The organism is Amycolatopsis pretoriensis (assembly GCF_900107925.1).
GTDB lineage: Bacteria > Actinomycetota > Actinomycetes > Mycobacteriales > Pseudonocardiaceae > Amycolatopsis > Amycolatopsis pretoriensis.
In genome coordinates this window covers 827,546-853,707 of sequence record NZ_FNUJ01000001.1, presented here as the reverse complement: position 1 = coordinate 853,707, position 26,162 = coordinate 827,546, and the positions used below count along the sequence as shown (strand labels likewise).

The 26,162-nt window shown below is 71.8% G+C and carries 21 protein-coding genes and 1 pseudogene; 4 read left to right on the top strand and 18 right to left on the bottom strand.

The genetic code is table 11. From position 1 onward, the window contains the following. The first annotated feature begins 19 nt into the window (after positions 1 to 19). From BLV96_RS04085 to BLV96_RS04075, 3 genes are all read left to right on the top strand, one after another. Positions 20 to 2,134: an AfsR/SARP family transcriptional regulator gene (locus BLV96_RS04085; protein WP_086680962.1), complete on the top strand. Its 2,115-nt coding sequence runs from the start codon at positions 20 to 22 to the stop codon at positions 2,132 to 2,134. Between the two features lie 124 nt (positions 2,135 to 2,258). Then, entirely contained in the window at positions 2,259 to 3,125 is an 867-nt protein-coding gene (locus tag BLV96_RS04080) for a manganese catalase (RefSeq protein WP_086680973.1), read from the top strand. 210 nt (positions 3,126 to 3,335) lie between these two features. Next, positions 3,336 to 4,412, top strand: a complete 1,077-nt coding sequence (locus tag BLV96_RS04075; protein ID WP_208608128.1) for an amidohydrolase family protein — start codon at positions 3,336 to 3,338, stop codon at positions 4,410 to 4,412. A 163-nt stretch (positions 4,413 to 4,575) separates the two neighbouring features. Here the strand turns inward: BLV96_RS04075 and BLV96_RS04070 are convergent, their stop codons facing one another. The 15 genes and pseudogenes from BLV96_RS04070 to BLV96_RS04005 all read right to left on the bottom strand — a co-directional run bounded on the left by BLV96_RS04070 (position 4,576) and on the right by BLV96_RS04005 (position 21,522). Further along, on the bottom strand, positions 4,576 to 7,455 hold the full coding sequence (locus tag BLV96_RS04070; protein ID WP_086680964.1) for a beta-galactosidase: 2,880 nt from the start codon (positions 7,453 to 7,455) through the stop codon (positions 4,576 to 4,578). A gap of 278 nt (positions 7,456 to 7,733) precedes the next feature. Continuing rightward, positions 7,734 to 8,720, bottom strand: coding sequence for an arabinan endo-1,5-alpha-L-arabinosidase (locus tag BLV96_RS04065; protein ID WP_086680966.1), 987 nt, complete (start codon positions 8,718 to 8,720; stop codon positions 7,734 to 7,736). Positions 8,721 to 8,791: 71 nt separating this feature from the next. Further along, positions 8,792 to 9,799, bottom strand: a complete 1,008-nt coding sequence (locus BLV96_RS04060; RefSeq protein ID WP_086680968.1) for a pectinesterase family protein — start codon at positions 9,797 to 9,799, stop codon at positions 8,792 to 8,794. Positions 9,800 to 9,855: 56 nt separating this feature from the next. Next, positions 9,856 to 10,407, bottom strand: a pseudogene (locus tag BLV96_RS04055) (pectate lyase); the annotation flags it as partial. Between the two features lie 15 nt (positions 10,408 to 10,422). Then, positions 10,423 to 10,638 carry a hypothetical protein gene (locus BLV96_RS50485; protein WP_244180032.1) on the bottom strand — a complete coding sequence of 72 codons (216 nt, stop codon included), beginning with the start codon at positions 10,636 to 10,638 and terminating at the stop codon, positions 10,423 to 10,425. 151 nt (positions 10,639 to 10,789) lie between these two features. Next, positions 10,790 to 12,064, bottom strand: coding sequence for a pectate lyase family protein (locus tag BLV96_RS04050; protein ID WP_086680969.1), 1,275 nt, complete (start codon positions 12,062 to 12,064; stop codon positions 10,790 to 10,792). 11 nt (positions 12,065 to 12,075) lie between these two features. Beyond that, positions 12,076 to 12,996 (bottom strand): DUF6807 domain-containing protein, encoded by a 921-nt coding sequence (locus tag BLV96_RS04045; RefSeq protein WP_086680971.1) that lies wholly within the window; start codon positions 12,994 to 12,996, stop codon positions 12,076 to 12,078. Next, positions 12,993 to 14,198 (bottom strand): Gfo/Idh/MocA family protein, encoded by a 1,206-nt coding sequence (locus BLV96_RS04040; protein WP_086683010.1) that lies wholly within the window; start codon positions 14,196 to 14,198, stop codon positions 12,993 to 12,995. Before BLV96_RS04040 ends, BLV96_RS04045 begins: the two co-directional genes overlap by 4 nt. Next, positions 14,198 to 15,301 (bottom strand): Gfo/Idh/MocA family protein, encoded by a 1,104-nt coding sequence (locus tag BLV96_RS04035; RefSeq protein ID WP_086683013.1) that lies wholly within the window; start codon positions 15,299 to 15,301, stop codon positions 14,198 to 14,200. The genes BLV96_RS04040 and BLV96_RS04035 overlap by 1 nt, the downstream gene beginning before the upstream one ends. Then, positions 15,298 to 15,858, bottom strand: coding sequence for a YesL family protein (locus BLV96_RS04030; RefSeq protein WP_086683016.1), 561 nt, complete (start codon positions 15,856 to 15,858; stop codon positions 15,298 to 15,300). Before BLV96_RS04030 ends, BLV96_RS04035 begins: the two co-directional genes overlap by 4 nt. Positions 15,859 to 15,863: 5 nt before the next feature. Next, positions 15,864 to 16,709, bottom strand: coding sequence for a carbohydrate ABC transporter permease (locus BLV96_RS04025; RefSeq protein ID WP_091388742.1), 846 nt, complete (start codon positions 16,707 to 16,709; stop codon positions 15,864 to 15,866). After that, positions 16,706 to 17,680, bottom strand: coding sequence for a carbohydrate ABC transporter permease (locus BLV96_RS04020; protein ID WP_086683919.1), 975 nt, complete (start codon positions 17,678 to 17,680; stop codon positions 16,706 to 16,708). Before BLV96_RS04020 ends, BLV96_RS04025 begins: the two co-directional genes overlap by 4 nt. Continuing rightward, positions 17,681 to 18,961, bottom strand: a complete 1,281-nt coding sequence (locus BLV96_RS04015; RefSeq protein WP_086683916.1) for an ABC transporter substrate-binding protein — start codon at positions 18,959 to 18,961, stop codon at positions 17,681 to 17,683. Between the two features lie 210 nt (positions 18,962 to 19,171). Next, a complete protein-coding gene (locus BLV96_RS04010) occupies positions 19,172 to 20,353 on the bottom strand; it encodes a Gfo/Idh/MocA family protein (RefSeq protein WP_086683913.1) in 1,182 nt (393 codons plus the stop codon). 203 nt (positions 20,354 to 20,556) lie between these two features. Further along, positions 20,557 to 21,522, bottom strand: a complete 966-nt coding sequence (locus BLV96_RS04005; protein WP_086683910.1) for a pectate lyase family protein — start codon at positions 21,520 to 21,522, stop codon at positions 20,557 to 20,559. 229 nt (positions 21,523 to 21,751) lie between these two features. On the opposite strand from BLV96_RS04005, the gene BLV96_RS04000 reads away from it, so the two are divergent. After that, on the top strand, positions 21,752 to 22,729 hold the full coding sequence (locus BLV96_RS04000; RefSeq protein WP_086683907.1) for a LacI family DNA-binding transcriptional regulator: 978 nt from the start codon (positions 21,752 to 21,754) through the stop codon (positions 22,727 to 22,729). Between the two features lie 14 nt (positions 22,730 to 22,743). On the opposite strand, the gene BLV96_RS03995 is transcribed toward BLV96_RS04000, so the two are convergent. From BLV96_RS03995 to BLV96_RS03985, 3 genes are all read right to left on the bottom strand, one after another. Next, on the bottom strand, positions 22,744 to 23,487 hold the full coding sequence (locus BLV96_RS03995) for a hypothetical protein (protein ID WP_143050914.1): 744 nt from the start codon (positions 23,485 to 23,487) through the stop codon (positions 22,744 to 22,746). A 257-nt stretch (positions 23,488 to 23,744) separates the two neighbouring features. Beyond that, positions 23,745 to 24,983, bottom strand: a complete 1,239-nt coding sequence (locus BLV96_RS03990) for an FAD-binding protein (protein ID WP_091388740.1) — start codon at positions 24,981 to 24,983, stop codon at positions 23,745 to 23,747. Between the two features lie 36 nt (positions 24,984 to 25,019). After that, positions 25,020 to 26,159 carry a serine hydrolase domain-containing protein gene (locus BLV96_RS03985; RefSeq protein WP_086679976.1) on the bottom strand — a complete coding sequence of 380 codons (1,140 nt, stop codon included), beginning with the start codon at positions 26,157 to 26,159 and terminating at the stop codon, positions 25,020 to 25,022. Positions 26,160 to 26,162 lie beyond the last annotated feature (3 nt).

Genomic DNA, 26,162 nt, shown 5'->3' with positions numbered 1-26,162 from the left:
TCCGCGGCGGAGGGGTGGGATGGTCGGGAACACCACCGGCGGAGTGGACCTCGGAGTGCTGGGACCGTTCGAGGTCCGGATCAGCGGCGCACCCCGGGACGTCGGCGGGCCGCGCCTGCGGACCCTGCTGGCGGTGCTGGCGGCGGAGGCGGGTCACGTCGTGAGCGTCCCCGCGCTCGGCCGCGCGCTGTGGGGCGAGCGGCCGCCCGGCAACGCGGACCGGACCGTCCGGACGTACCTCTCGCGGCTGCGCGGGTCCGTGGACCCGCGGCTGATCCTGACCCGCGCGCCGGGTTACGTCCTGCACGTCGCACCGGAGGCGCTCGACTCGGCGCGCTTCGAGCAGCTCGCCGCGGAAGGACGCCGGGCGCTCGCGGCCGGCGAACCCGACGTCGCCCGCGAGTACCTGGCCGGCGCTTTGGCCCTGTGGCGCGGGAACGCGTACGAGGAGTTCGACGACGTCGAAACCCTGAAGGCCGAAGGGATGCGGCTGGACCGGTTGCGCCACAACGCCGTCCAGGACCGGATCGACGCCGACCTCGCCACCGGCGAGGACACCGGGTTGATCGCCGAACTGGAGGCGCTGACCGCCGCGTTCCCCGGGCACGAACGGCTGTGGGCGCAGCTGATGACGGCGCTCTACCGCGCCGGGCGCCAAGGTGACGCCCTGGAAGCGTTCCGCCGGGCCCGGCACGGGCTGATCACCGCGTCCGGGGTGGAGCCGTCGCCGGTGCTGGCCCAGGTGCACCGGCAGGTCCTGGCGCACGACCCGGGACTGCTCGCGGTCCGGTCCGGGGCCGTGGCGACCGTCCCGGACGACGCGCTGGCCGCCGGCGAGCACGCCCTGCTGGAGGACGGCGACCTGCGTACCAGCCGCGAACAGTTCGACGTCGCCTACCGCCGCGCCGAGCAGGCCGGCGACACCGACACGCTCGCTCGCGCGGCGCTCGGCCTCGGCGGGGTGTGGGTGCACGAGCACCGGACGGCCGCCACGTCGGCGTTGCTGCGCACGCGGCTGCGGTACGCGCTGGACCGCCTCGACCCGGCGGCGCCCCTGGCCCAGCGGCTCCGGACCCGGCTCGCCGGCGAAGAGGACTACGAAGCCGGGACGCACGAGAAGATCCTGGCCGTGCTGGAGCGGACCCGGGCGGGTGACGACCCGGTCGCGCACGCCGAGGCGCTGAGCATCGCCCACCACTGCCTGCTGGGCCCGGACGACACCGCCGTGCGGCACCGGCTCGCGACCGAACTGGTCGGGGTGAGCACCCGGTCCGGGCGGCGCACCGACCTCGTGATGGGCGTGCTGTGGGAGACGGTCGACCAGTTCCTGGCCGGCGACCCGCACGCGGAGCGGATGCTCGGCGAGCTCGACGACCTGCTGGCCGCCCGCAAGCACCTGGCGGCCGGGTTCGTCGCCGACGCCGTGAAGGTGATGCTCGCGATCCGGGCCGGCCGGTTCCACGAGGCCGAGCAGGGCGCCCAGGCGTGCGCGGAGCTCGGGCAGGCGGCGGGCGACGTCGACGCGCTGGGCTGGTACGGCGCGCAGCTGGTGGCGATCCGGTGGTTCCAGGGCCGGCTCGGGGACCTGGTCCCGGTGCTGGACGGGCTGATGCACTCCCCCACGCTCAGCGCTCGGGACAATTCGTACTACGCGGCGCTGGCGGTGGCGGCGGCCTCGGCGGGCGATCGCCGGACGGCCGCGGGCGCGCTGGCCCGCCTATGCGGCGACGACCTGGGGGCGTTGCCCCGGTCGAGCACGTTCCTCGTTTCCCTGTGCGGCGCGGCGGAAACCGCTTACTTGCTGTCGGACGCGGAGACGGCGACGCGGGTTTCCGAGCTGCTGCGCCCGTTCGCCCAGCTGCCGGCGATGGCGAGCCTGGCGATCGCGTGCTTCGGGTCGGTCCACTACCCGCTCGGCACGGCGGCGCTGACAACGGGCGACCTGGACCGCGCGGTGGCCCACCTGCGCGCGGCGGTCCACCACAACCTGGCGCTGTCGCACTGGCCGGCGGTGGTGTTTTCCCGGCGCCGCCAGGCCGAAGCGCTGCTCCGCCGCGGCGGCGTTGGCGACGCGGTGGCGGCGGAACGGGAACTGCGGGCAGCCGACGACGAGGCCCGCATCTTCACCCGATGACGAACGCCCCTCTCCGGGGAAATCGGCGTTTCCGTGGTTATCGCCCCGGCGCCCGGGAATGCGGTGGCTTCCGGCCACCGGTTCCGCCCCGGGAACCACCGGCGCCGACGAAGGGGAACCACGCGTGTTCCGTCACACCAAGCTGCTCCAGTTCGAAGCCAAGCCCGAAAAGCCCGATGCCGTCTACGCCCACAAGCTGCAGGAACTGATCGGTGGCGCGTTCGGCGAGATGAGCGTGACGATGCAGTACCTGTTCCAGGGCTGGAACTGCCGCATCGAAGGCAAGTACAAAGACCTCCTCATGGACACCGCGACCGAAGAGATCGGGCACGTCGAAATGCTCGCCACCATGGTCGCGCGCCTGCTCGAAGGCGCTCCCGCCACCATGACCGCCGAGGCCGCCAAAGACCCGGTCATGGCGGCCACGCTCGGCGGCATGGATGTCCAGCAGGCCATCGTCGCCGGCGGCGGGGCACTCCCAGCCGACAGCAACGGCTACCCCTGGAGCGGCCGCTACATCGTCGCCTCCGGCAACCTGCTCGCCGACTTCCGCGCCAACGCCGCCGCTGAAGCCCAAGGCCGCCTGCAAACCGCCCGCCTCTACAACATGACCGACGACCCCGGCGTCAAGGCGATGCTCAAGTTCAACCTCGCCCGCGACACCGTGCACCAGAAGCAGTGGCTGGCCGCGATCGAAGAACTGAAGGCTGACGGGCTCGAAGAGGAAATCGCGCCCAACGCCCTCCTCGACGAAGAGGACCAGACCCACAACCACACGATCTGGCACCTGTCCGACGGCCCCGACGGCGCCAAGGGCAGCAGCTGGACCACCGACGCGGGCATCGAGTACCTGATGGACCCCGAGCCCCTCGGCGGCCCCGGCACCGCGCCGAAGCCCGACCCGGCCCTCTACGGCACCTACGCCCCGCTGCAGGACGCCAAGGGCACCGCGAAGGGCAAGGCCAAGGCGGTCAAGAACAAGCTGACCTGACCGGGTGCCCGGCGCGTCCCTCGGGACGCGCCGGGCCCTTCCCCCGCCCGCGTCCGGGTGTCACGCTCCTCGGTGACGAGAAGGAGCGACGATGCCCGGACTTCTGCTGCGCGACGGCCACCCGTGGCGCGCCGGCGGTCCGGCCGACCTCCTCGTCCGCGACGGCGTCGTCGCCAAGATCGGTCCCGGGCTCGTCCCGGGGACGCCGACGTGCTCGACCTCGGCGGCCGGCTGGTTCTGCCGGGCCTGGTCGAAGCCCACTGCCACCTCGACAAGACGCTCTTCGGCGGCCCGTGGCGGCCGCATTCGGCCGGGCCCGCGCCGGCCGACCGCATCGCCGACGAACGCGTCCGCCGCGCCGAGCCCGGCCTTCCCGACGCGGCCCGCGTGACCGCCCTGCTCGAAGCGATGGCGGCCACCGGTACGACGCACGTCCGTACCCACACTGACGTTTACGCCGGCGCCGGCCTGACCGGGGTCGAAGTCGTGCGGGACGTCGCCGCGCGGCTGACCGGGCGGATCACCGTCGAGCAGGTCGCCTTTCCCGCAGAGCGGCATCCTCACCAACCCGGGCACGGCCGAGCTGCTGGAACAGGCGATCGGCCTCGGTGCGCGCGGTCGGCGGCATCGACCCGGCGGGTGTGGACCGCGATCCGGTCCGCCACCTCGACGTCGTGTTCGGCCTCGCCGAGCGCCACGGCGTGCGGATCGACCTGCACCTGCACGACCCCGGCTCGCTCGGCGTGTTCGAGCTGGAGCTGGTCATCGAACGGACCCCGCGCCGCCGGGCTCGCCGGACGGGTGACGGTCAGCCACGCCTACGCGCTGGCCCAGGCGGACGCGGCGACGCAGGACCGGCTGGCCGCCGGCCTCGCCGCAGCCGGCATCACGATCACGACGGCGGCGATCTTCGACTTCCCGGTCCCGCCGCTGAAGCGACTGCGCGCGGCCGGCGTGAACGTGGCGTGCGGCCACGACGACATCCGCGACCTGTGGAGCCCGTTCGGCAGTGGCGACCTCCTCGAGCGGGCGATGCACCTGGCCTACCGCAGCACGTTCCGCCGCGACGAGGACATCGAGCCGGCCCTCGAAGCGGTCACCTACGGCGGCGCCCGCGCCCTGGGGCTCGACGGCTACGGGCTCACCGAAGGCGCGCCCGCGGACCTCGTCGTGGTCGACGCCGAGACCCCGGCGCAGGCCGTCGTGACGCGGCCGCCGCGGGACCTCGTCGTCAAGGCGGGCCACGTCGTCACCCGCACGGCGGCGCTGTCACCGCCACCCCGGTGAGAACACCGGCCGGACCGGCACGCCGCCGCGCAACCTCATCCGCAACGCGGCCCACATCGTCGCCCGAGGGGCGGCGCTGTCACCGCCATCCCGGTGAGAACACCGGCCGCACCGGAACCCCATCCTCAAGGTGGGCCACGTCGTCGCGCGCACGGCGGCCCTGTCACCGCCACCCGGGTGAGTACACCGGCCGGACCGGCACACCACCGCGTGCCGAGCCCAGGTCGGTCAGTGCCACCTGCTCCAGGCCGTTGCCCGCGCCGCCGTCGCTGGTCACCGCCAAGGCCAGGGTGTTGCGGCCGTGCGGGTCGAGGAGCCCGGTCGGCAGCGCGAACGTGTGCTGCGGCCCCACGTCCGCGACGTACTGCCCGACGTTCCAGCCGTTGAGGAAGATCAGCACCCGGTAGTGCCCGCCGGAGCGGGGCCGTGCCGGGTCGCCGAGCGTCAGGCCCACCGACGTGTCCTGTCCGGCCGGCACCTTCAGCGAGAACGTCGTGCGGTACCACGTCGTCCCCGCCGAAGCCGTGACCGCCGGCACGGTCGCCGGGGCCCAGCTCCGGTCCGGGAAGCCCGGCAAGGTCCAGCCCGCGCGCTCGCCCGCGAGACCGCCGTTGTTCAGCGGCCCGCGCACCGGGTCGGCCGTCCCGCCCCGGAGTTTCCACGTCACCCCGGTCAGGGACGACGAAATCAGCCCGCGCCCTTCCTTGTGCGCGTCGTTGACGCCGCCGTCCTCGTTGTGGCCGTTGTTCCGCACCATCACCGACAGCACGTGCGGCCCCTCCCCGCGCAGTCCTTCGGGGACCGTGAAGGTCGCGGTGCCGGTCGTCGGCGGCGACGCCAGCGCCGAGGGCAGGACGTTCTCGCCGAGGTACTGCCCGTCCAGCCACGCCTGCAGCATCCCGGCGCCGCCCCCGCCGTAGCGCAGGGCGACCTGCTCCCCCGGCGGGCCCGTGAACCGGCCGCGGTACCAGACGTCGCCGGTGCCGAAGCCGTAGTCGTCCGCCGTCAGGACCGGCTCGCCGGCCGGTGGTGGGGTCGTGCTGTTGGTCGTCGTCTTCTCCGCGACGGCCCACGTCGTGTCGTCGTAGCCAGGCGCCGACTCCGGGGAGCCGGGCGCGGACCGCCAGCCGGTCAGCTCCGGCAGCCGCGGGTCGGCGGGGCCCGGCAGCGGCCGGAGCGCGACCAGGCTGCCCGACGTCGTCCGCCGCGTCGGCACCACCACGCCGTTCCACCGGAGCACCGGGCCGCGGGCACCCCAGACCTCGAGGTCCCTGGGGCCCTTCGTGTCGCCGGTCAGCGAGCCGCCGGCCTGCGCCGTCCGGACCAGGTCCGGACCGCGCACGAGCAGACCCGAAGCGAGCCAGAACGTGTCGGCCGTCGCGTCGTCGGCGAGCAGCAGCGTGGCCGCCGGGCGGCCGCCGCCGCTGATCCGGACCCGGGCGAGCCCGTCGTGCCGGTAGGCGAGCTTCAGGTCGCTGCCGGACCAGGTCGTCGTGACGTCCCCGGCGAGCACGTCCACCCGCGGTCGCGACGCGTACCGCAGCACGGTCTCGCCGTCCTCGCCCGGCCGGCCGTGCAGCAGCACCGTGCCGGCCGCCTGGGCCATCGGCTCCGACGTCGAATAGACCAGGTGCTGGCCCGCGACGTCGAAGTTCGCCACCAGCTGCTTGGCGTCCTGCCCGTTCAGCCGCACCGGAACGGTGTAGAAACCGTCCGGTGTGGACAGTGGGAACGTGAAGCTGTCGTCCGTGGTCAGGTTGGACGGCGAATGCATCGGGACGTACAGGTGCACCCCGGTGTCCGGGTTGACGTTGTGGTAGACCTTCACCGCGGACGACGACGGCGTCACCGGGTCCGCACGGTCCATTTTGGCCACATCGGGAACCGTGGCGAGGAAGTAGCCCAGCTCCTTCATCGTCAGCGCCTTCGGCCGCAGCTGACGGCCTTCGTCGATCGCGGCGCCGTAGTCGTACGACGAATAGACGACCGGGGCGGGCAGCCAGCCCCACGACGTGCCGCCGAACGTCATGTAGAAGTTCTGCAGCGTCAGGCCGTTCGCCAGGTTCGTGCCGTAGAAGACGCGCTCGTAGCCCGGCCCCTGCCGCACGGCCGTGCACGGGTAGGTCCCGTTGCTGCCCCAGTAGTCGAACCAGCCGCCGCCGAACTCCGCCACGAACCCGGGCGTGTTCGGCGACGCGCTCGCGCCGCCCTTGGCCCCGCCCGGTCCGTAGGTGCCCCAGTCCGGCGCGGCGTTCGGGCTGCCCGGCGTCGCGTCGGTGCGGCAGGTGCCGCCCGGGTAGCCGTCGAAGGCGTACAGGTCGACCTTGCCCGGCACGGTGCCGGGCACCCCGGAGTCTTCGGGGACCCAGATCCCGTTGCGGCCCTTGTCGTTGTGGAAGACCGGGACGGTGATGCCGTCCGCCCGGACCTTGTCGTAGAGGTGCGCGACGTAGTTCCGCTGCGCGGTGCCGGTCGCCGCGAGCTCGTTCTCGATCTGGTACAGGATCACCGAGCCGCGGCCGTCGGTGTACTGGTGGCGGCCGATGATCCGGTCGATCCGCGAGAGCCAGTCGTCGGCCGCGGCGAGGTAGTCCGGCGCGTCACCGCGGGCGCGCCCGGCCTGGGTGCTCAGCCACGCCGGGAACCCGCCGCCGGTGACCTCGGCGTTGATGTACGGACCGGACCGCGCGATGACGTACAGCCCGGCCTCGGCGGCGAGGTCGAGCACGCGGTCCATGTCGCGGACGCCGCCGAAGTCGTACACGCCGGGCGCCGGCGAGTGGTAGTTCCAGTCAAAGTAGATCGAGACGGCCGTGTAGCCGGTGGCCTTCATCTTCTGCAGCACGTCGCGCCAGAGGTCCGGGCTGGGCAGCCGGAACGGGTGGAATTCGCCGGACCAGACGACCTGGCGGCGGCCGTCCAGCAGGAGCGAATACTTGTCGAACGTGACTTGGTGCTTCGCCGGTGATACCGCCGACGCGGGCGCGGCGCACAACCCCGCCGTCACGAGCAGAGCGAGGACGAAGGCCGGGAAGCGGCGCATGGAATACCTTTCAGGCCCGGCTGCGGCCGACGTAGACGTTACGGGCGCGGTAGCCGTGCCACGCGTGGGGTTGCCGATCCCGACGATCGTGTTCGACCAGGCGTCGCTCGCCTTCTGGCAGGTGTTGAATCGGTTCCGCGCGGCACCCTCGAACTCGGGGATGTCGCCCTCCGGCGGCCGGGAAATCGCGCTGGGCACCCAGAAGGCCTGCCAGGCGCCGCGGGCGAACGGCGCCTGGAACTCGCTCTTGACCTCCCACTGCGGGAACCTCCCGAGCCTCAGTAGACGTAGGGCCAGCCGGCGCTGTCGTAGCCGATGAGGTTGATGCCGAGCTTGCCGGTCAACGGCGTCGCGTCGGAGTAGTAATAGTGGTAGACGAGCACATCGGCGTCGGTGTCGTGCAGGACCGCGACGTGCCCCGGGCCGTGGACGTCACCGTGGCTCGCGAGGATCTGCGTGCCGCCGCCCGAGGTCATCCGGACGCCGGCCCGGTCGGTGTAGGGCCCGGTGATCGACGTCGAGCGCCCGACCATCACGCGGTACGTGCTTTTCGTGCCTTGGCAGCACAGGTCCCACGAGACGAACAGGTAGTAGTAGCCGCCGTGCTGGACGATGTACGGCGCTTCCTCGGCCGTCGTACCGCCGGTGCGCTGGGCGATGCCGCGCAACGCGGTGTCGGACGTGCTGCGCTTGCCGGTGGCCGGGTCGAGCCGGATCAGCTTGATCCCGGTCCACCACGAGCCGAAGCTCAGCCACCAGCGCCCCGAAGAGTCGACGAACAGGTTCGGGTCGATCGCGTTGTAGTCGTTGCTCGTGCTCGTCTGGACGACGATGCCCTGGTTCGTCCAGCTGCCCGGCAGCCCGGTCGTGCTGGTGGCCAGGAAGATCGCCGAGTTCCGCGAGCCGAACGTCGAAGCCGCGTAGTAAAGGTAGTACCTGCCGTTGTGGAACGAGATGTCCGGCGCCCACAGGTAACCCGGGTTGGCCGGGTCGGTGAAGGGCGCGGTCCACGGCGCGCCGTTCGGGAAGACGGACCCGATCCTGGTGAAGTGGATCCGGTCGGTCGAGCGCCGGATCTGCAGGTACTGGTCGGTGGAGTAGAGCAGGTAGCTGCCGTCGGCCGCGCGGATCATCGACGGGTCGTGCACCGCCGTGGTGTCGCCGGTGACGTAACCGGGGTTCGGGTAGTCCGCGGCCTGGGCGGCGGGCACGCCCAGCAGGGCGGTGGCCACGGCGAGCACGGCCGGGAAGCGGCGCAGTCTCATGACGTGTCCTAGGGTCGACGCTGATCCTCGGTTGTTAACGCTAACAGGATTGGGCCGGTACTTTCGTCGGGTCAGTGGACGGGGTTCCACCCGTCGCCGCCGGCGAGGTAGCGCTGCGCGGTGAACGTCGCGGCCTGCGCGGCGGTCAGCTGCGGCCGGTCGGTCCCGGTACCCGCGCCCGGCCCGGTGTTGCGGTACTCGAAGAACCGGGCGTCCTTCCACGAAAACCCGGACATGTCCGTCCACGGCGTGGTCTTGATCGCCGCCGGCAGCGCGGTTTCGCGGATGACGACCTGCGCGATGGCGTCGACGTCCCCGCCGGGGTGCCACGGCCGGCCCAGGTAGAAGCTCCCGTTCGCCGCCGAGCTGAGCACCTTGCTGCCGACGACCAGGAAGCCGTACGGGTTGGTCCGGCGGGTGCTCGCCGCGGTCAGGTAGCCGTTCGGGTTCGAGCCGCGGTCGAGCGCGGTGATCGTCGCCCGGTCGAACACGGCGGTGGCGCGCCCGAAGAGGAAGTCGACGTCGCCGCTGATCGCGCAGTTCCGGTAGTACTGCCGGCCGACCGTGCCGGTCGCCGCCGTGTCGGCGTAGAGCGTGTCCTGGTGGCCGAGGAACGTGACGTTGTCGAAGACCATCCGGTCGCCGGTGGTCTTCACCGCCACGGCCTGGGTCGCGGTGATCTCCGGGTGGGCCGAGCGGTCGAACGAGTTGCGGAAGGTCAGCGCGCTGGCGGTGAAGCCGTTCGCGGCGATCGTCGCGGTCGCGCTGCCCGACGTGCCGTACGTCGAGCCGTCGGGTTTCTTGGTGCCGCCGGCGTTGTCGTAGTCGACGACGACGTCGGCGGCCTTGCCGGTGGTGCCGCGCAGGGTGATCCCGGTCTTGGCCGCGGGGACGGTGAGCACCTCGCGGTAGGTCCCGGGCTTGACCGACACGGTGCCGCCGGCGGACACGGCGTCGATCCCGGCCTGGACGGTCGTGTAGTTCCCGGAGCCGTCCTTGGCCACGACGACGTTCGCCGCGGCGAGTGGGGCCAGCGTCGCCCCGGTGAGCACCGAGGCGAGGAGCAGGGTCTTGAACATGACACCTCCACGGGGGACGCCGGGGGTGCCGGACGGCGACCGGCACCCCCGGTCGCTTACTGGTAGGTGATGTTGGCGGTGGTGTAGAGGCAGTTCGTCGAGTCGGGCCCGCTGCCGGTCTTCGTCGGCTCGCCGCTCGTGACACCTTTGTACTTCTCGCAGGGCACGATCTTGCGGCTCGAGTCGCCGACGATGGTGATCCGGGTCAGCTTCGCGGTGTCGCCGTAGTTGGTGTTGATGCCGACGAGCGTCTTGCCGGGCACGGTCGCGGTGACGTTGTCGACGACGACGTTGCGCTTGTACTGCGTCTTGCAGTTGCCGCAGGAGCGGTACAGCTTGCCGAAGTCGTTGACCTGGAAGTTCCGGATGTACATCGTGCCGGGGCCGTTGTGCTGGAAGACCTTGTCCGACGCCTTGCGCGCACCGCCGCCGTCGATGGTCATCGTCTGCGACGCCGAGGTGCCCTTGAAGGTCGCGGCGTCCTCGCCGACGTCCTCCCACCAGACGTTGAGCAGCGTGCAGGTGCCGAGGCAGTGCACGCCGTCGGCGGCCGGGTTGCCGAGGACGACGTTCTTCAGCGTGGTGCCGTTCGCCAGCTCGAAGATCGGGCCCTGGTCCTCGTCCTAGCCGCCGGTGCCGAGGTCGCCGGTGCCGTAGAAGCGCTTGAGGCCGCCGTCGTAGGTGCCACTGGTGACCTTGATGGTCGCGCCGACGGGCACGCTCGTGCTCGGGTTCGGCCAGGACGCGGCTCCGGCGGCGGTCGCGCCGGTACCGACGGCCGCCGAGAGCGCGAGGGCGGCGACGACCGCGACCCGGAGCACCCGGGAGATCGGGGACATGCTCATCACTCCTTGGTTCTTCCCGTGCGGGAAATGGTCCTTCGAGTGCTGAAAGCGCTTTCTCAGTCTCCGGTCACCGAGATCGGGGTGTCAATGTCACCGGCCGCAGCGACGACCCTGTCGCCCGGATGGTCGCTCCGGCACCACGTTTTCAGAAAACGGGACCGGCGCCGGCCAGTACGCGCATCGGCACTTGCCACGTCGGGTCGAGCCGCTCCACCAGAGTCGGCGTCCAGCCCACCTCCGAGCCCAAGTCCGGGTCGTTCGCCGCGTCGTACTCCGCCAGCAGGTCCACCGGACGTGGCAAGGACGCACCGGAAGAAACCAGCGTCCCGGTCGCGTGGAACACCGTCCCCTTCCAATAGTGGACCAGCGCGCCCAGCGGCACCGAAGCCGGGATCCGGAAGAAGTTGTTCTCCGCGTAGATCCGCGATTCGACCCCGACGCCCAGCGAATACGTGTACGCGGCCACATCCCGCACCACGTACAGGTTGTCGTACACGTGCACCTGCCCGTACCGCACCCGCGGGGCGCGCTGCCCGATGTCGGAGAACAGGTTGTGGTGCACCGTCACCCGCAGCTTGCCCACGTCGTAGGTCGGCTTGTCCGTGTTGCCGATCAGCATCGTCTTGTCGTGGTCGTGCAGGCGGTTGTCCGACACCGTCACCAGGTCCGAGCCGTTGACGATGTCCAGCAGTCCGTCGTGGACTTCGTACTTCCGCCCGAAGTACGTCGGCTGCGCGTCGTTCCCGCCGTCGCTGAACTCGTTGTGGTTGACCCACACGTGCGTCGCCCCGACGAGGTCGACGTTGTCGTACTCGGAGTTCCAGTTGCCGTCCGCGCCGTCGAGGGGGTCCCACTGGGGGAAGCAGTCGTGCGCGTCGGAGAACCGGAGGTTCCGCAGGATCACGTTGTCCCCGGTGACGCGCAACGTCAGGCCGTGCAGGTTCGCGCCGCCGAGGCCGTAGACCGTCGTGTTCGGGCCGACGTCCACCACCACCTGCGCGGCCTGGTTGGCCTGCGACCGCGCCCGGGCCTCCTCCAGCGGGCCCGACGGCGCGACCTTGCCCCAGGTCGCCGGGTCGTACGCCGCCAGGTACGCGGGCAGGCTGTAGGCCGGGTCCGCGAAGTCCTCGCACGTCCGAGGTCGATCGGCGGCGTCGACGTTGCCCTCGATCGTGCCGCGGACGTAGACGATCTTCGGCGCGCCCGGGTTCGACGCCAGCGCCGCGACCAGCTCCGAGCGCTTCGACACCGTGTGGACGTCGGCGGGTGCGGCGGCGGCTCCGCCGGTCGTCCCCGCGCCCCAGCCGTCGTGCGCGCCGGGCACCGCGCGGCCGGGGTCGTGGCCGTGGGCGTCCGCCGGTCCGGCGGTGAGGGTGAGTCCGAGCAGGGCGAGGCACCCCGCGAAGGCCTTCCAGCGCATGTCGGCTCCTTCTACTCGGCCGCCCGGGCCGCGAGCTCGGCCAGCCGGGCGGGCTGCGGGTCGCCGTCCACGACGACGACGTGGTGGGTCAGCGTCAGCTCCTCGCCCGGTTCCAGCAGCCACGGCCGGTGGTAGGTGGCGGCGAAGCTGACCACCGGGAACGGCTCGGCGCGGACGTACCAGGCGGTCGGGAAGCCGGGGTTCGCCGGGCTGTCGGCGAACAGCAGCGTCGAAGTGCGCAGGCTTTCGTCGTGGCGGCCGGTGAAAGCGAGCCACGGCGCGCGGTGGCCCATCGCGCTTTCGGCTGAGCGGCCGTCGGACGTCCGGACGGCGCCGCCGACGAACGAGCGCGGGCCGCGCCAGAACAGCCCGCCGTACCCGGCGGTCTCGCGGCCCTCGGTGACCGGGCTCCCCCACCGCAGCTCCTGGTTGCTCGTGTTGCGCAGCCGGCTCGACCACGTGAGGGTCCAGCTGTCCGCCCAGACGTCGCCGAAGCGCAGCGTGCGGTGCTCGGTCAGCCACCGCCGCCCCGCCGCCGTGCGCCAGGCCAGCTCGTGGCGCAGTTCGCAGTGCCCGGCCGCGCACACGATGCTCTCCCAGCGGACGTGGCCGATCGTGCCGTTGTTGTCGAGCGGGGTGTACCCGCGGCCGCGCACGTAGGTCCGGCCGCCCCAGAAGTTCTCGCCCGACAGGTGGGCCATGGTGAACTGCAGGCCGTTGTGCCAGGTGTGGTCGTGCGGCCGGACCGCGGTCACGGTCTCGCCCGCGGTGGTCCGCAGCGGGTGCAGGTACGGCTTCGGCGAGTCCCCGGCCGGTGTCGGCGGCGCGATGACGTACTCCGCCAGGACGAGGTCGCCCAGGCGGACGCGCACCGCGCCGTCGTCGTCTTCGGCCAGCTCCAGGGTCCCGTCGCCCACCGCCGCGCGGCTCACGCCCGGTCCCCGGTCTCGGCGAGCAGTTCCGCCACCGGCACCGGGCGGCCGGTGGCCAGGGACCGGTTCGCGGCCAGGCCGGTGAGCAGGGCCCGCAGGCCGGCGTCGTGGTCGGCCGCGCAGCCGAGTTCGTCCGGTTCGGCGTCGCCGAGGAGTTCCGCGAGCATCCGCTCGTCGCCGCCGCCATGGCCTTCGCCGAGAACGCCGTCGAACACGGCTTCCGCCGGCTCCCAGTGCCGTTGCACGGTCAGGACGGCCCGGCCGGGTTCGCCGGCGTCCGTGGGGTACTCGTTCTCCCGGACGTCCAGTTCGAGCCGCCCTTCACTGCCGGAGAACGCGACGCGGTAGCCCTCGCGCGGCGAATAGGCGTGCAGGTGGTAGTTCAGGACCACCCCGCCGTGGTGGCGGACGAGCACCGACACGTCGTCCTCGATCGTGACGCCGGGCGCGAACACGTCCTGGTTCCGGACGTAGCCGTCCTCGTGCTCCGCGTCGCGGTAGAGCGCGCGCAGGCGGGGCGAGGCATCGAGGTCGAGGGCGAACCGGTCGTCGGTGTGCCCGGTGCCCTCGCCGTAGAAGAACAAGCGCCCGAACGCGAACACCGTCTCCGGGCCGCGGCCCAGCCACCAGTTGACCAGGTCGAAGTGGTGCCCGGACTTGTGCACGAGCAGCCCGCCGGAGTTCGCCTTGTCGCGGTGCCAGCGGCGGAAGTAGTCGGCGCCGTGGGCGGTGTCGAGCAGCCAGCTGAACTCGACCGAGCCGACCTCCCCGATCGCGCCGGCCGCGAGCAGCTCCCGCACGCGCCGGTGCACCGGGTTGTAGCGGTAGTTGAAGGCGACGCGCACCGAGCGTCCCGTCTCGCGGCGGGCCGCCAGGATGCGGCGTGCGCCGTCGACGTCGGTGGTCATCGGCTTTTCGGTGACGACGTCGCAGCCCGCGTGCAGCGCGGCGACGACGTAGTCCGCGTGCGTGTGGTCGGGCGAGCACACCACGACGAGGTCGACGCGTTCCTTCGCCAGCATGGCGGTGAAGTCGTCCGGCCGGTAGCCAGGCACCGCCGTGCCGAGCCAGCCGTTGTGGACGCGCATGCGGGTTTCGTTCGGGTCGCAGAAGGCCGCGAGCTCGGCTCGCGGCGAACCGGCCAGGGCGCGGGCGAACAGCTCGGCGCGGGAACCCAGTCCGACGATCGCGCAGCGTCGCATCACCTCTCCTCTCGGGCGGGGGTCCAGGGCAGGGCGAGTTCGGAGAAGAGGGCGAGCCGCTCGGCCGCGTCGTCGACCGCGCGATCGACGCCCGGCACGACGAACCGGCGGTCCGGCCCGGTGCCGACCGCCCGGGCGTGGGGCAGCCGCCGCGGCTCCGGCGCGTCGCGGACGGCCTCGACCAGTGCGGTGAACGCGCGGGTGGCGTCCAGCGGGGCGAGCAGCGGGACGCCGTCGCGGAGGTGGCCGACGAGGTTCGCCAGCAGGTCTTCGGGCGGTCCGGCCTGCACCGGCTCGCCGTCGATGAGGACGACGTCGGTCTTGTAATGCCACCGGATCCGGCCGTCGGTGCCGTGGATCAGCACGTAGGGTTCGTGGTCGGCTTCGGCGGCGAGGGTCGCGGCGGCCACGACGTCCGGTGCGCCGGCGAAGCACAGGCGAGCGCACGCGGTGTCGTCCGACTCGATGTCGCGGGCGCGGTAGAGCTCGACGGTGGTCCGCTCGGGCAGCGCGCCGGCGGTGCCGTTGAGCAGCAAGGCGGTCGCGACGGCGTGGGCGAACGGGTTGGTCAGGGCACCGTCGACGACCGCGTGCCCGTCGAGCCGGCGCCGGCCCGCCCACGCGGTGCGCGCGAAGTAGCGGTCACGCCGGATCCACGCGCCCGCGGCGGCGATCCCGGTGACCGCCCCGATCGCGCCGCGGGCCAGCGCGGCCCGGATCACCCCGACCGCGGGCGAGCCGAAACTCTGGAACCCGACCTGGCAGGCCCGCCCGCGCGCCCGCTCGGTCAGCTCGTCGAACGCCGCCAGGTCGAGCACCGGCGGTTTCTCCACGAGCACGTGGCAGCCCGCGGCGAGCGCGAGGCGGGCCAGGGGCAGGTGCGTGTGCGGCGGGGTGGCGATCACGGCGATGTCCGCCGGCACGCGCGCCAGCAGTTCGGCCGGGTCGTGGGTGAACACCGGAACCAGGTCGCCGTCCGGTGGTTCGCGGACGTCGCACGCCCCGGCCAGGACGAGCTCGCCCCGCTCGTGCAGCGCCCGGGCCCGGCGCAGGTGCGTGCGCGCGTACCCGGCCGTGCCGAACACGACCACCGCTGGGGTCATCGGGGCCCGCCGGTCGCCACCGCGGCCAGGGCCAGCGGCCCGGCCACCACCAGCGCCAGGATCGGCAGCATCCACACGAGCACCACCGAGAGGCCGGCCGCCCCGGCCAGGAGCAAGGCGTTCCCCGGCGCCGCCGCGGTCTCGCGGGCCGCCGTCACCACCGCGCGGCGCCAGGACGGTTCCCCGGTCGCCACGACCGCACAGGTCCGCACCGCGACGACGACGGCCACCGCGGCCAGCGCCCACAACGCCGGCCGCAGCACACCCGCGCCCGGCATCGAGGCGGCGACCTCGAGGTCGACCGCGAACACCACCACGGCGGCGAGGCACCCGAGCGCGAAGAGCGAACCACCCCGCGCGGTCTCGCGGAAATCGGCCCAGAACGTCGTCCACAATGGACGTCCGATGCCGTGGCGCGACCGGTCGAGGGCCCGGCAGCCCGCCGTGAACGCCGGCGGCGCGGTCACCACCGGCACCGCCGCCAGCGCGACGAGCAGGCCGGTCAGCAGGCAGTCCGAGAAGTCCGCCAGCCCGGTGCGCCACTCCGTCGATCGCATCGCCGTCACCCCTTCAGGCCGCTGGTGCTGACGCCTTCGACCAGCAGGCGCTGGAAGGCGAGGAAGAACAGGACGATCGGCACGAGCGCGAGCGCCGACATGGCGAACATCGCGCCGAAGTCGGACTCGCTGCTCGTGTCGACGAACAGCCGCAGGCCCAGCGGCACGGTGAACTTCTCCGTGTCGTTGAGGTACACCATCTGCGTGAAGAAATCGTTCCACGTCCAGATGAACGTGAAGATCGACGTCGTCACCAGCGCCGGTTTCGACAGCGGCAGCACGACGTGCCAGAACGTCCGGTAGACCGAACAGCCGTCGATGGTCGCCGCTTCGTCCAGCTCGCGCGGGATCCCGCGCATGAACTGCACGATGAGGAACACGAAGAACGCCTCGGTGGCGAGCAGCTTCGGCAGGATCAGCGGGACGAACGTGTTGACCAGGCCGGCCTGCTGGAAGATCACGTACTGCGGGATGAGCGTGACGTGGTAGGGCAGCATCAGCGTCGTGATCATGAACGCGAACAGCGCGCCGCGGAACCGGAACTTCAGCCGCGCGAAGGCGTACGCCGCCAGCGAGCACGACAGCACGTTCGCGAGGACCGACAACCCGGCGACGAGCACCGAGTTGAGGAAGAACCGGCCGAACCCGACGTCGGCCGCGCCTTCCCACCCCTTCGTGTAGCCGTCGAAGACGAACCGCGTGGGCAGCAGCGACAGCCGCGACAGGATTTCGTCCGGCGGCTTGACCGACGCGAACGCCAGCCACACCAGCGGGTACAGCACGACGAGCACGCCGGCCACGCACAGGACGTGCCAGCCCACCGATCGCGCGGAGCGGGGCACCACCGTCATCGGCGCTCCTCGGCATCGTCGTAGAACACCCACAGCTTCGCCGTGCGGAACACGATCGCCGTCACGATCGCGATCACGACCAGCAGCACCCACGCCATCGCGGACGCGTACCCCATGTGGAAGTCTTGGAAGCCGACCTCGTACAGGTAGAGCGTGTAGAACAGGTCCGCGTCGGCCGGGCCGCCGCGGCCGCCGCCGATCACGAACGCCGGCGTGAACGCCTGGAACGCGTGGATGGCCTCCATCACCAGGTTGAAGAAGATCACCGGCGAGAGCATGGGCAGCGTGATGTGCCGGAAGCGGCGGAACGCGCCGGCGCCGTCGATCGCGGCCGCCTCGTGCAGCTCGGCCGGGATCTGCTTGAGCCCGGCCAGGAAGATCACCATCGGCGCGCCGAACTGCCAGACGCCGAGCAGGACGATCGAGGCGAGGCTGAACCGCGGGTCGTCCACCCAGCTCGGCGTGTGCCAGCCGGCGAAGGCCAGCACCTCGTTCACCGGGCCGCCGCCCATGAACAGCGCCCGCCACACCAGCGCCGCCGCGACGCTCGCGCCGAGCAGCGACGGCGCGTAGAACGCGGCGCGGTAGAAGCCGCCGGCCCCGCGGCGGGTGTTGAGCAGCATGGCCACCAGCAGCGACACCGTCAGCTTGAGCGGCACCGAAACCAGGACGTAGACGAGCGTCACCTTGACCGACTGCAGGTAGCGGTCGTCGTCGGTGAACATGTGCGTGAAGTTGCCGAAGCCGACCCACTTCGGCGCGGTGAACAGGTCGTAGTCGGTGAAGGACAGGTAGAGCGAGACGACCATCGGGCCGACGGTCAGCGCCACCGCGCCGAGCAGCCAGGGCGTCAGGAACGCGAAGGCCTCGGGCTGGTTCCGGCGCCGGCGTCCGGCCGGGCGATCCCGCCGCCGGACCCGCGCGGCCGCCTCGGTGGCGACCGGCGGGTCCGGGGTGCGCACGGTCGTCATCTAGCCCAGCGCCTTCTCGGCTTCGGACATGAACCGCGTGACGGCGTCGTCGATGCTCATCCGGCCGAACGCGACTTCCTCGTAGGTGCGCTGGAGGAGCTTCTGGATCGAGCCGGCGCCCTTGGGCGGGACCGGCGGCGCGGCCCCGAGCTTCGGTTCGAGTGCGGCTTCGTAGTCGTAGAGCGTCTTGTCGGCGCCCTTCGCGCTCGTCGCGAGCTGCGCGCGGACCTTGAGGTTGGGCGCGAGGCCGCGGTCGGTGCCGACGATCTTGCCGACTTCCGCGTCGTTGACCAGGAAGTCGACGAGCTTCGCCGCCGCCTCCTGCTGCCGGCTGCGCGCGGACACCGACAGGAACATCGACGGCCGCCGGTACTGCCCGAGGTCGCCGTTCGCGGCGGTCGGGTACGGCGCCACGTTCAGCGGCTTGCCGTAGGCCTTCTGGTAGGCGGGCAGGAGGTTGTCGTAGGCGAACTCGGAGCTGGTCAGCTTCTTGCCGAGCGGCGACTGCTCGGGCGAGGTGTTGTAGGACGCCGTGACGTCGGCCGGGGACGCGCCCTTGCTGTCGCGGAACCCGCCCGCCAGCTGCCAGTACCGGCGCAGGTCGTCGGCGGCGAAGCCGAGCTTGCCCTCGGGGGTGTAGAACTGCTTGCCCTGCTGGCGCAGCCAGATCTCCAGGGGGGTGTCGAGGATGCCGAAGTCGGTCGTGCCGCGGGCGCCGCCGGCGGCGCTCACCTTCCGCGTCGCGTCGGCGTACTGGTCCCAGGTGAGGCCCTTCGCCGGGTCCGCGCCCACCGCGGTGAACGCGGCGGGGTCGTAGAGCATCGCCGGGGTGTTCTGCGCCCACGGCACGGCGTACCGCTTGCCCTGGTAGACGCCGGTGGCCGCGAGCTCGGGGTTGACGTCGGCCAGCGAGACCGACTTCCCGGCGCCCTGGTTCAGGTCGGCCAGCACCCCGCGGCCGCCGTACTCGGCCAGGTAGCGCGTGTCGACGTTGAGGACGTCCGGCGGTTTCCCGCCCGCCGTCTGCGTCGCCAGCTTCTCCCAGTAGGCGGCGTACGCCGAGAACGACGTCTGCACCTTGATCTTCGGGTTCTTCTGCTGGAACAGCTCGACGGCCTTCTTGGTCAGGTTCGCCCGGCCGTCACTCCCCCACCAGACGAACGTGATCGTCACGTCCCCGCCGCCGCCGGAGTCCGAGCCGCACGCGGCCACCCCGGTCAGCAGCAGCGGCACCACCGCGGCCAGCGCGACGAGGGTCCGCCGCTGTCTTGTCCGACGCATCGAGCTCTCCGTTCTCAGCCGGTCAGCTTTTTCTGAAAACGCTGTCAGCGCGCTCACGGTAGGCAGTGCGCGCGGCACGTGTCAACGGCCGAAACGGCGCAATAACCCTTGTGCAGCAACGGTTATGCCGATATTCGGGCAGCTTGAGAAAGCGCTTACAGCACCACCGGTCCGGAGCGGGCTGTCAGCGCGGTGAGCACCGGGGCGGCGTTACCCGGTGCGTTGCGCGCCCCGGCGGACGGCATTCGCCCACGGGACGCCGATTTCGGAGAACAGCGCGAGGCGATCCGCGGCGACGGCGACCTCCTCGCCGATCCCCCGGACCACCGGGTGCCGGCTCGCCCCCTCGCCCGCCGTGCGGATCCAGCCCGGCGGGATCCGCGCCGGCGAGGGCGCGTCCCGCACCGCCTCGACCACCGACGCGAACGCGCGGGTGGCCGGCAGCGGCGCGAGCAGCGGCACCCCGGCCGGGTCGCGGTGGTGGGCGACGAGGTTGCGCAGCAGGTCCACCGGTTCGCCGAGGTGGACGCGCTCGTCGTCCAGCTCCAGCCGGTGGCTCTTGTACCAGAACTTCGCGCGCCCCTTCTTGCCGTGCACCACGACGTAGGGCTCGTGGTCCTGCTCGGCGCACAGCGACGCGGCGACGACGATCTCGGGCCCGCGGTCGAAGCGGATGCGCAGGCACGCCGTGTCGTCGGCTTCGATGTCCCGCGTGCCGTACAGCTCCAGGGCGATCTCCGCCGGGTCGCGCCCGCCGACCCCGCCGACGAGCAGTGCGGTGGCGACGGCGTGGGAGAACGGGTTGGTCAGCGCGCCGTCGACGACCGCTTCGCCGTCCAGCCACCGGCGGCCCGCCCAGGGGTTGCGGCGGTAGTAGGCGTCGGTGCGGATCCACGCCCCGGCCGCGCCGACGCCGGCGATCTCGCCGAGCCGGCCCGCCGCGATCGCCGCCCGCAGCACCGGCAGCGCGGGCGACCCGAAGCTCTGGAACCCGGTCTGGCACGCCGATCCGTTCTCCGCGGCCAGCCGGGACAGCGTCCGGAACCCGGCGAGGTCGAGCACCGGCGGGGTTTCCAGCAGCAGGTCGCCACCCGCCCGCAGGACCGCGCCGCCGACCCGGACGTGCGCGTGCGGCGGCGTCGCGACCACGGTGATGTCGGGCCGGCAGCGGCGGAGCAGGTCGTCGACGCCGACGTGCGCGGTGCCGCCCTCGGGCAGCAGCGCGATCGCCGCCGCCGAGGGCACCCGGATGTCGGCCATCCCGGCGAACCGCACGAGCCCTTCGTCGTGCAGGATGCGCGCGCGGTGCAGGTAGCTGAACGCGTAGCCGGACGTGCCGACCACGGCCAGCTTCGGCGGGTCCGCGACGGTGCGGCGCCTGCTCCCCGACATGGGTCTCCGATCGGCGCGGCCGGCTCCGGCCGTGCGGGAACTGACGAATGGGCAGTTCGGGAGAAACTTCCGGTGGTCACGGTAGGGCGTTCGCGACAAGTGTGTCAATATCCGCCGGCACCCTTTCGAATTCGTCGAAAACCGGGTACTCCGAACGGCGGTGGCCGGTTCGAGTAAGCGCTTACTCGAACCGGCCGGGCCACTCAGATCCGGCCGGTGCCCGCGCCCGCGGTCACCGACGCCTTGACCGTCGAAGTCGGCTCCAGCGTGAAGGAATACGGCGCCTGGGACAGGCTCCCCGTGCGGGTGATCTTGTTCGTGCAGCCGCCGAAGGAGTTGCCCGACTCGTTCAGGTAGCCGTCGACGTCGCTGTCGCCGGTCGTTTCCAGGCACACCTTCGTCGATTCGAAGACGTTGTTCTGGGCGAGGAACTGCGCGTTCATCCGCGAATGCACGGCGGAATCGGTGACCGAGTGGAAATAGTTGTCGTAGGCGTGCCCGGTGCCGAACCGCAGGCTGGGCAGCCGCGAGTTCACGTTCTCGAACCAGTTGTGGCTGTAGGTGACGTGGAGCTTGCCGGTGTCCTCGGCGGCGTTGTTGTCGCTGTGGCCGACGAGGGAGACCTTGTAGTGGTCGTGGAACTTGTTCCAGGACACGGTGATCCCGTCGGCGGCGTGGCTGATGTCGAGCAGGCCGTCGTAGTAGTCCTTGCCGTGGTCGAGGTCCGAGGACAGGTCGTTGTGGTCGATCCACACGCGGGTCGCGCCGCGCTGGATCTGGATCGCGTCGGTGCCGACCGCCTGGGAAATGGCCAGGTTGCGGATGATCACGTTCGACGACTTGTCCACGGCGAGCCCGCCGCCGGTGAAGCCGGACGCGGAGCCGACGCCGAGGATCGTCTTGTTCGACCCGATCTTCACCAGCGTCTTGTTCGCCAGCGCGATCTTCCCGCTCACCTTCACCGTGCGGGCGGTGGCATCGGCGACGGCGCTGGTGAACGCCGACGCAGTCGAGACGGTGACGGTCTCGCCGCCCGCGCCGCCGGTCGTGCCGGCTCCGAAGCCGACCGGGGAGTTCTCGTAGGCGTGCGCGACCCCCGTGGGGACGGCGACGGCCATCGCGGCGGCGACGGCGGCGGTTCCGAAAACGCGCAGGGATTTCCTGGTCATCAGGCACCTCTGAAGGGGAGGGGACCCGCGCCCCGGGAGCGGGGAACACGGCGGAGCTTCCGTTCTACGATTTGCAGCAAAACCCGGTCAACGATTTGCAGTGTTTTCAGCGCAAGCCCAGCCGAATGGCCCTGCGGCGGCCGGATCCCCGCTGCCGCAAGGCGATCCGTTGTTGACAACGCTGCCGCGCGTTTCCATGATGTTGCGCAGAGCCTGCCGAGGAGTAGCCGTGAGCGTGACCATTCACGACGTCGCCCGCCGGGCCAACGTGTCGATCTCGACCGTGTCGCGCGCGTTCACGTCCCCGGACCTGGTCCGCCACCAGACCCGCAGCCGGGTGCTGGCCGCGGCGAGCGAGCTCGGCTACCACGCGGCCGGCGCGCCCCAGCCGGTCGCGCGCACCGGGCACATCGGCATCGTCGTGTCGGATCTGGGCAACCCGTTCTTCACCGGCGTGCTCGACGGCGTGCAGGCCCGCGCGCGCCAGGACGACGTCGCCGTGCTGTTCGCCAGCAGCGACCAGGACCCGGCGACCGAGCAGAACCTGGTCCGCCGGATGGCCCGGCAGGTCGACGGCGTGGTGCTGGGCAGCCCGAGCATGACCGACGACCAGCTGCGCGCGCTCGCCGGCCAGACGACGCTCGTGCTGCTCAACCGCGAGGTGCCGGGGATCCCGTCGATCGTGATGGACGCGGCGGACGGGATGCGCCAGGCGATCGAGCACCTGGCGGCGCTGGGCCACCGCCGCTGCGCCTACCTCGGCGGCCCCCGCGCGTCGTGGGCGAACCGAGCCCGTCGTCAGGGGCTGACGGAAGCGGCCGAGCGGCACGGCACGGAGGTCGTCGAGTTCGGCCCGTTCCCCCCGGTCTTCGAGGGCGGCCTGCAGGGCGCGGACCTCGCGCTGGCGGCGGACGTGACGGCGATCGTCGCCTACAACGACCTGGTCGCCTTCGGGGCGCTCGCGCGGCTGAACGCCCGCGGGGTCCCGGTCCCGGACGAGATCAGCCTGATCGGCTTCGACGACTTGGTGTTCGCGGCGATCTCGGCACCCCCGCTGACGACGATCGCGATGCCGACGGAGGCAGCGGGCCGCGCGGCGGTCACGATCCTCCTGGATCTGCTGGACGGCCAGGCGGACGGGCGCACGAACCAGGTCCTCGACACGTACTTGATCGTCCGCGCGACCACGGCCCCACCGGCGGGCTAGTGCCGCGACGGCCGTCAGCGGTGTCTGCCCACCCCTTCGGACGACCTGGCGAACACGGAAACGACCGCCATGAGAGTGACCGCGGTCGCGATGAAGACCAGTTCGATTCCCAGAACGGTGTCCAGCCGGGTGATGCCGGGAACGTCGTTCGGAACGAGGACGCTGCGCAGTGGCAGCAAGGCCAATATCGCCGCCGCCAGTTCGAAGGGAACCCGGTCTCGCCGCCGCAGCCAGATCACCATGGCGGCCAACCCGAGCACCAACGGCGCGATCGCGACACCGTACACGAATTTACGCACGTTTGACGACCGCTCCAGGAGGAGCTCCACGTACCACGTCGGACTGGTGTTCCGCACGACCGTCCGCCAATCGGTGAGCGCTTCGTTGCGGAGAGGAAGAACAGCCAGAGACAGGGACTTGTTCTTCGTTCCGGACAATGTGTAACCATCGGGCAATAACAGATCGAAAGCCTGATGGAGAGAGTACTGGTCGTCCGGGAATCGCTGCGAAGCCGCTGTCAGCGGCAGCTTGACCGTGGCGTTGTACCCGACGGTGACGCCGCGCCCGTCGGTCGCGGCCAGCTCCTTCGGCCGCACCTCGGCGACCGCACGGTAATCGGCCATCAGAGTGTAGTTCCCGTTCACCTCCTCAACAGGTACGGTTCGACCGTCCGGACCGGAAACCGGCTCGGCGTGGTCGCCGATCTCGATCGAGACGGCCACGTCGGCAGTTCGCGTCTTGTGGTCGATCGCCAGCACTTTCACCCTGGTCGGAAGGCCAGTACCGAAATGTGGTGACACCTCGTCGATGGGCGACTCCCAATAAGGGCCCGGATAGAGGATTGACACTGTCAACCAGATAGTCGTCGATGCGAGTGCGATCAAGATGAGGCAAGCGATGATCCGCCAGGGCAGAGCTTTCCCTTCCATGGCGCTTCAGTCGCCGTGGCAGCAGAAAGCGTTTCGGTCCTCGGCGTATCGGACTCCGTCCCCATCAGCGGGCCGCCGTCGCGGAATCAGCCGGCCAGCACGTGCCGCTCCAGGAACGGGTTGCGGAACTTGCCCGCCGGGTCCAGTTTCCCGGCCAGCGCCCGGAACTCCGCCAGCCGCGGGTAGTCCCCGCCCACCGCGTTGAAGAGCTTTCCCCAGTGGGGCCGGGCCCCGAACGGCGCGAGGCGCTCCTCCAGGACCGGGAGCACCGCCTCGACCTCGGCCTGCCGCGGCTGCCACGTGAAGTGCAGCGCCACGCGGTCGCCGCCGTGGCAGGGGCTGAGCCACAGCTCGTCGCCCGCGATCGCGCGGATCTCCGACACCAGCAGCACCGGGGTCAGGAGCTCGCCGATCTCGCGGACCGCCCGGATGGCGGCCACGGCGTCGGCGTAGGGCACGAAGTACTCCGACTGCAGCTCGTCCCCGACGCTCGGGGTGAACGCCAGCTGGAAGTGCGGCAGCCGCTCGTGCCACGGGCCCGGCACCCCGAGCTGCGGTGTGCAGTTGCCCGCCGGGACGCCGGCCGCGTGCGCCGGGTGGCGCGGGCCGTCGGCCGGGACCGCGCCGAACAGCTCCGCCCGCGGGGTGAACGCGTCGACGCGGCTCTTGACCCACACCTGGTCGATCGTGTCGTTCGCCCAGTTCGTGAACATGCTGACGCTGTAGCCGGCGTCCTCGATCTCGTCGAAGTGCCGGTACGCGGACTCCCACGGCAGGGCGTCGAAGACGTCTTGGCGGACGTCGAACGCGGGCACGACGTCGAGCGTCAGCCGCGTCACGACGCCGACCGCGCCCAGCCCGACGACCACGCCGGCGAACTCCGGGTCGGCGCGGGTGAACGTGCGCGGCTCGCCGTCCGCGGTGACCAGCTCGACCGCCGAGACGGCCGCGGCGAGCCCGGGCTGACGGCGGCCGGAACCGTGGGTGCCGGTCGCGACGCTGCCGGCCACCGTGATGTGCGGCAGCGACGCGAGGTTCGGCAGGGCGAACCCCGCCGCGTGCAGCTGTCCGGCGAAGTCGCCGTAACGCGCGGAGCCGCCGACGGTCACGCGGCCGTCGTGGAACTCCAGCGGGACGTCGAGCGCGCGCAGGTCCAGCAGGACGCCGCCGGGTGAGTCCGCGATGTCGTTGAAGCAGTGCCGGCTGCCCAGCGCCTTGACGCGCGACGCGCCGGCGACCGCCGCCCGCACCTCGTCGACCGTGCGCGGGGCCACCACCGCGTCCGCGGTGTAGGCGTGGTTGCCCGCCCAGTTCGACTCGCCCAATGTCCCTCCACAGTGCCGGATCCCCGTCTGGAGACCCTACGCGGCCGCCTCCCGCCAGAAGTCGCGCAGCCACTCCGGCGGCACCGGGTTGTCCTCGCCGACCTGGGTCAGCAGGACCGCGACGGTGCCGGTCGCGGGGATGACGTGGGCGGTCGTGCCGGTGCCGCCGACCCAGCCGTAGCGGCCGGGGACGGTCCACGGTTCGCCGGCGGTGACGTCCACCGTGCCGCCCATCCCCCAGCCCTGGCCCTCCAGGAACAGCGCGCCGATCTCGCGCTGGGCCGCGGTGGTGTGGTCGGTGGTCATCGCGCGGACCGACTCGGGGCTGAGCACGCGCCGGCCGTCCGGGGCGGTCCCGGAAGCCAGCAGCATCCGGCCGAAGGCCACCCAGTCCCCCGCCGTCCCGGCCAGGCCGCCGCTGCCCAGCGGCAGCGCGGGCATCGTGCTCCACTGGCCGTCGGCCGGATCGGCGAGGACGAGACCGTCCGTCGTCTTCTTGTAGAACGCCGTGAACCGGTCGCGCCGGTCCGGGCCGACGACGAACCCGGTGTCCGCCATGCCCAGCGGCGCGAAGATCCGCTCCTCGAGCAGCGCCGGCAGCGTCCGGCCGGACGCGCGGGCGGCGAGCACGCCCTGGATCGTGGAACACGTGTCGTACAGCCACGCCTCGCCCGGCTGGTAGGCGAGCGGCACCTCGCCCAGCCGCGCGAGCCAGACGTCCGGCGAAGGGAAGCTCTGCACCTCGCGGCCGTCGCCCTGCACGGGGAACAGCGCCCGCACCGCCGGGAGCGTGAAGTCCGACGCGAAGCCCCAGCCGGCCTGGCCGGTGAGCACGTCGAACACGGTGATCGGCCGTTTCGCCGGGACCAGGTCGTCGACCGGGCTCGACGGCGTCCGCACCACCTTCGGGTCCGCGAGCTCGGGCAGCCACCGGCCGATCGGGTCGTCGAAGGCCAGGGTGCCGTCGTCGACCAGGGTGAGGACGGCGGCCGCGGTGATGGGCTTGGTGAGGGAGGCGATCCGGAACAGCGTGTCTCCGGCCATCGGCCGGCTGCCTTCGACGTCGGCCGAGCCGACCGCCACGATTTCGCGGTCGCCGGCCCGGTCGACGACGGCCACCGCACCGGGCAGCGTTCCGGCGTCGACGTGGTGTTGCAGGGTTTCGCGCAGGCTCATGAT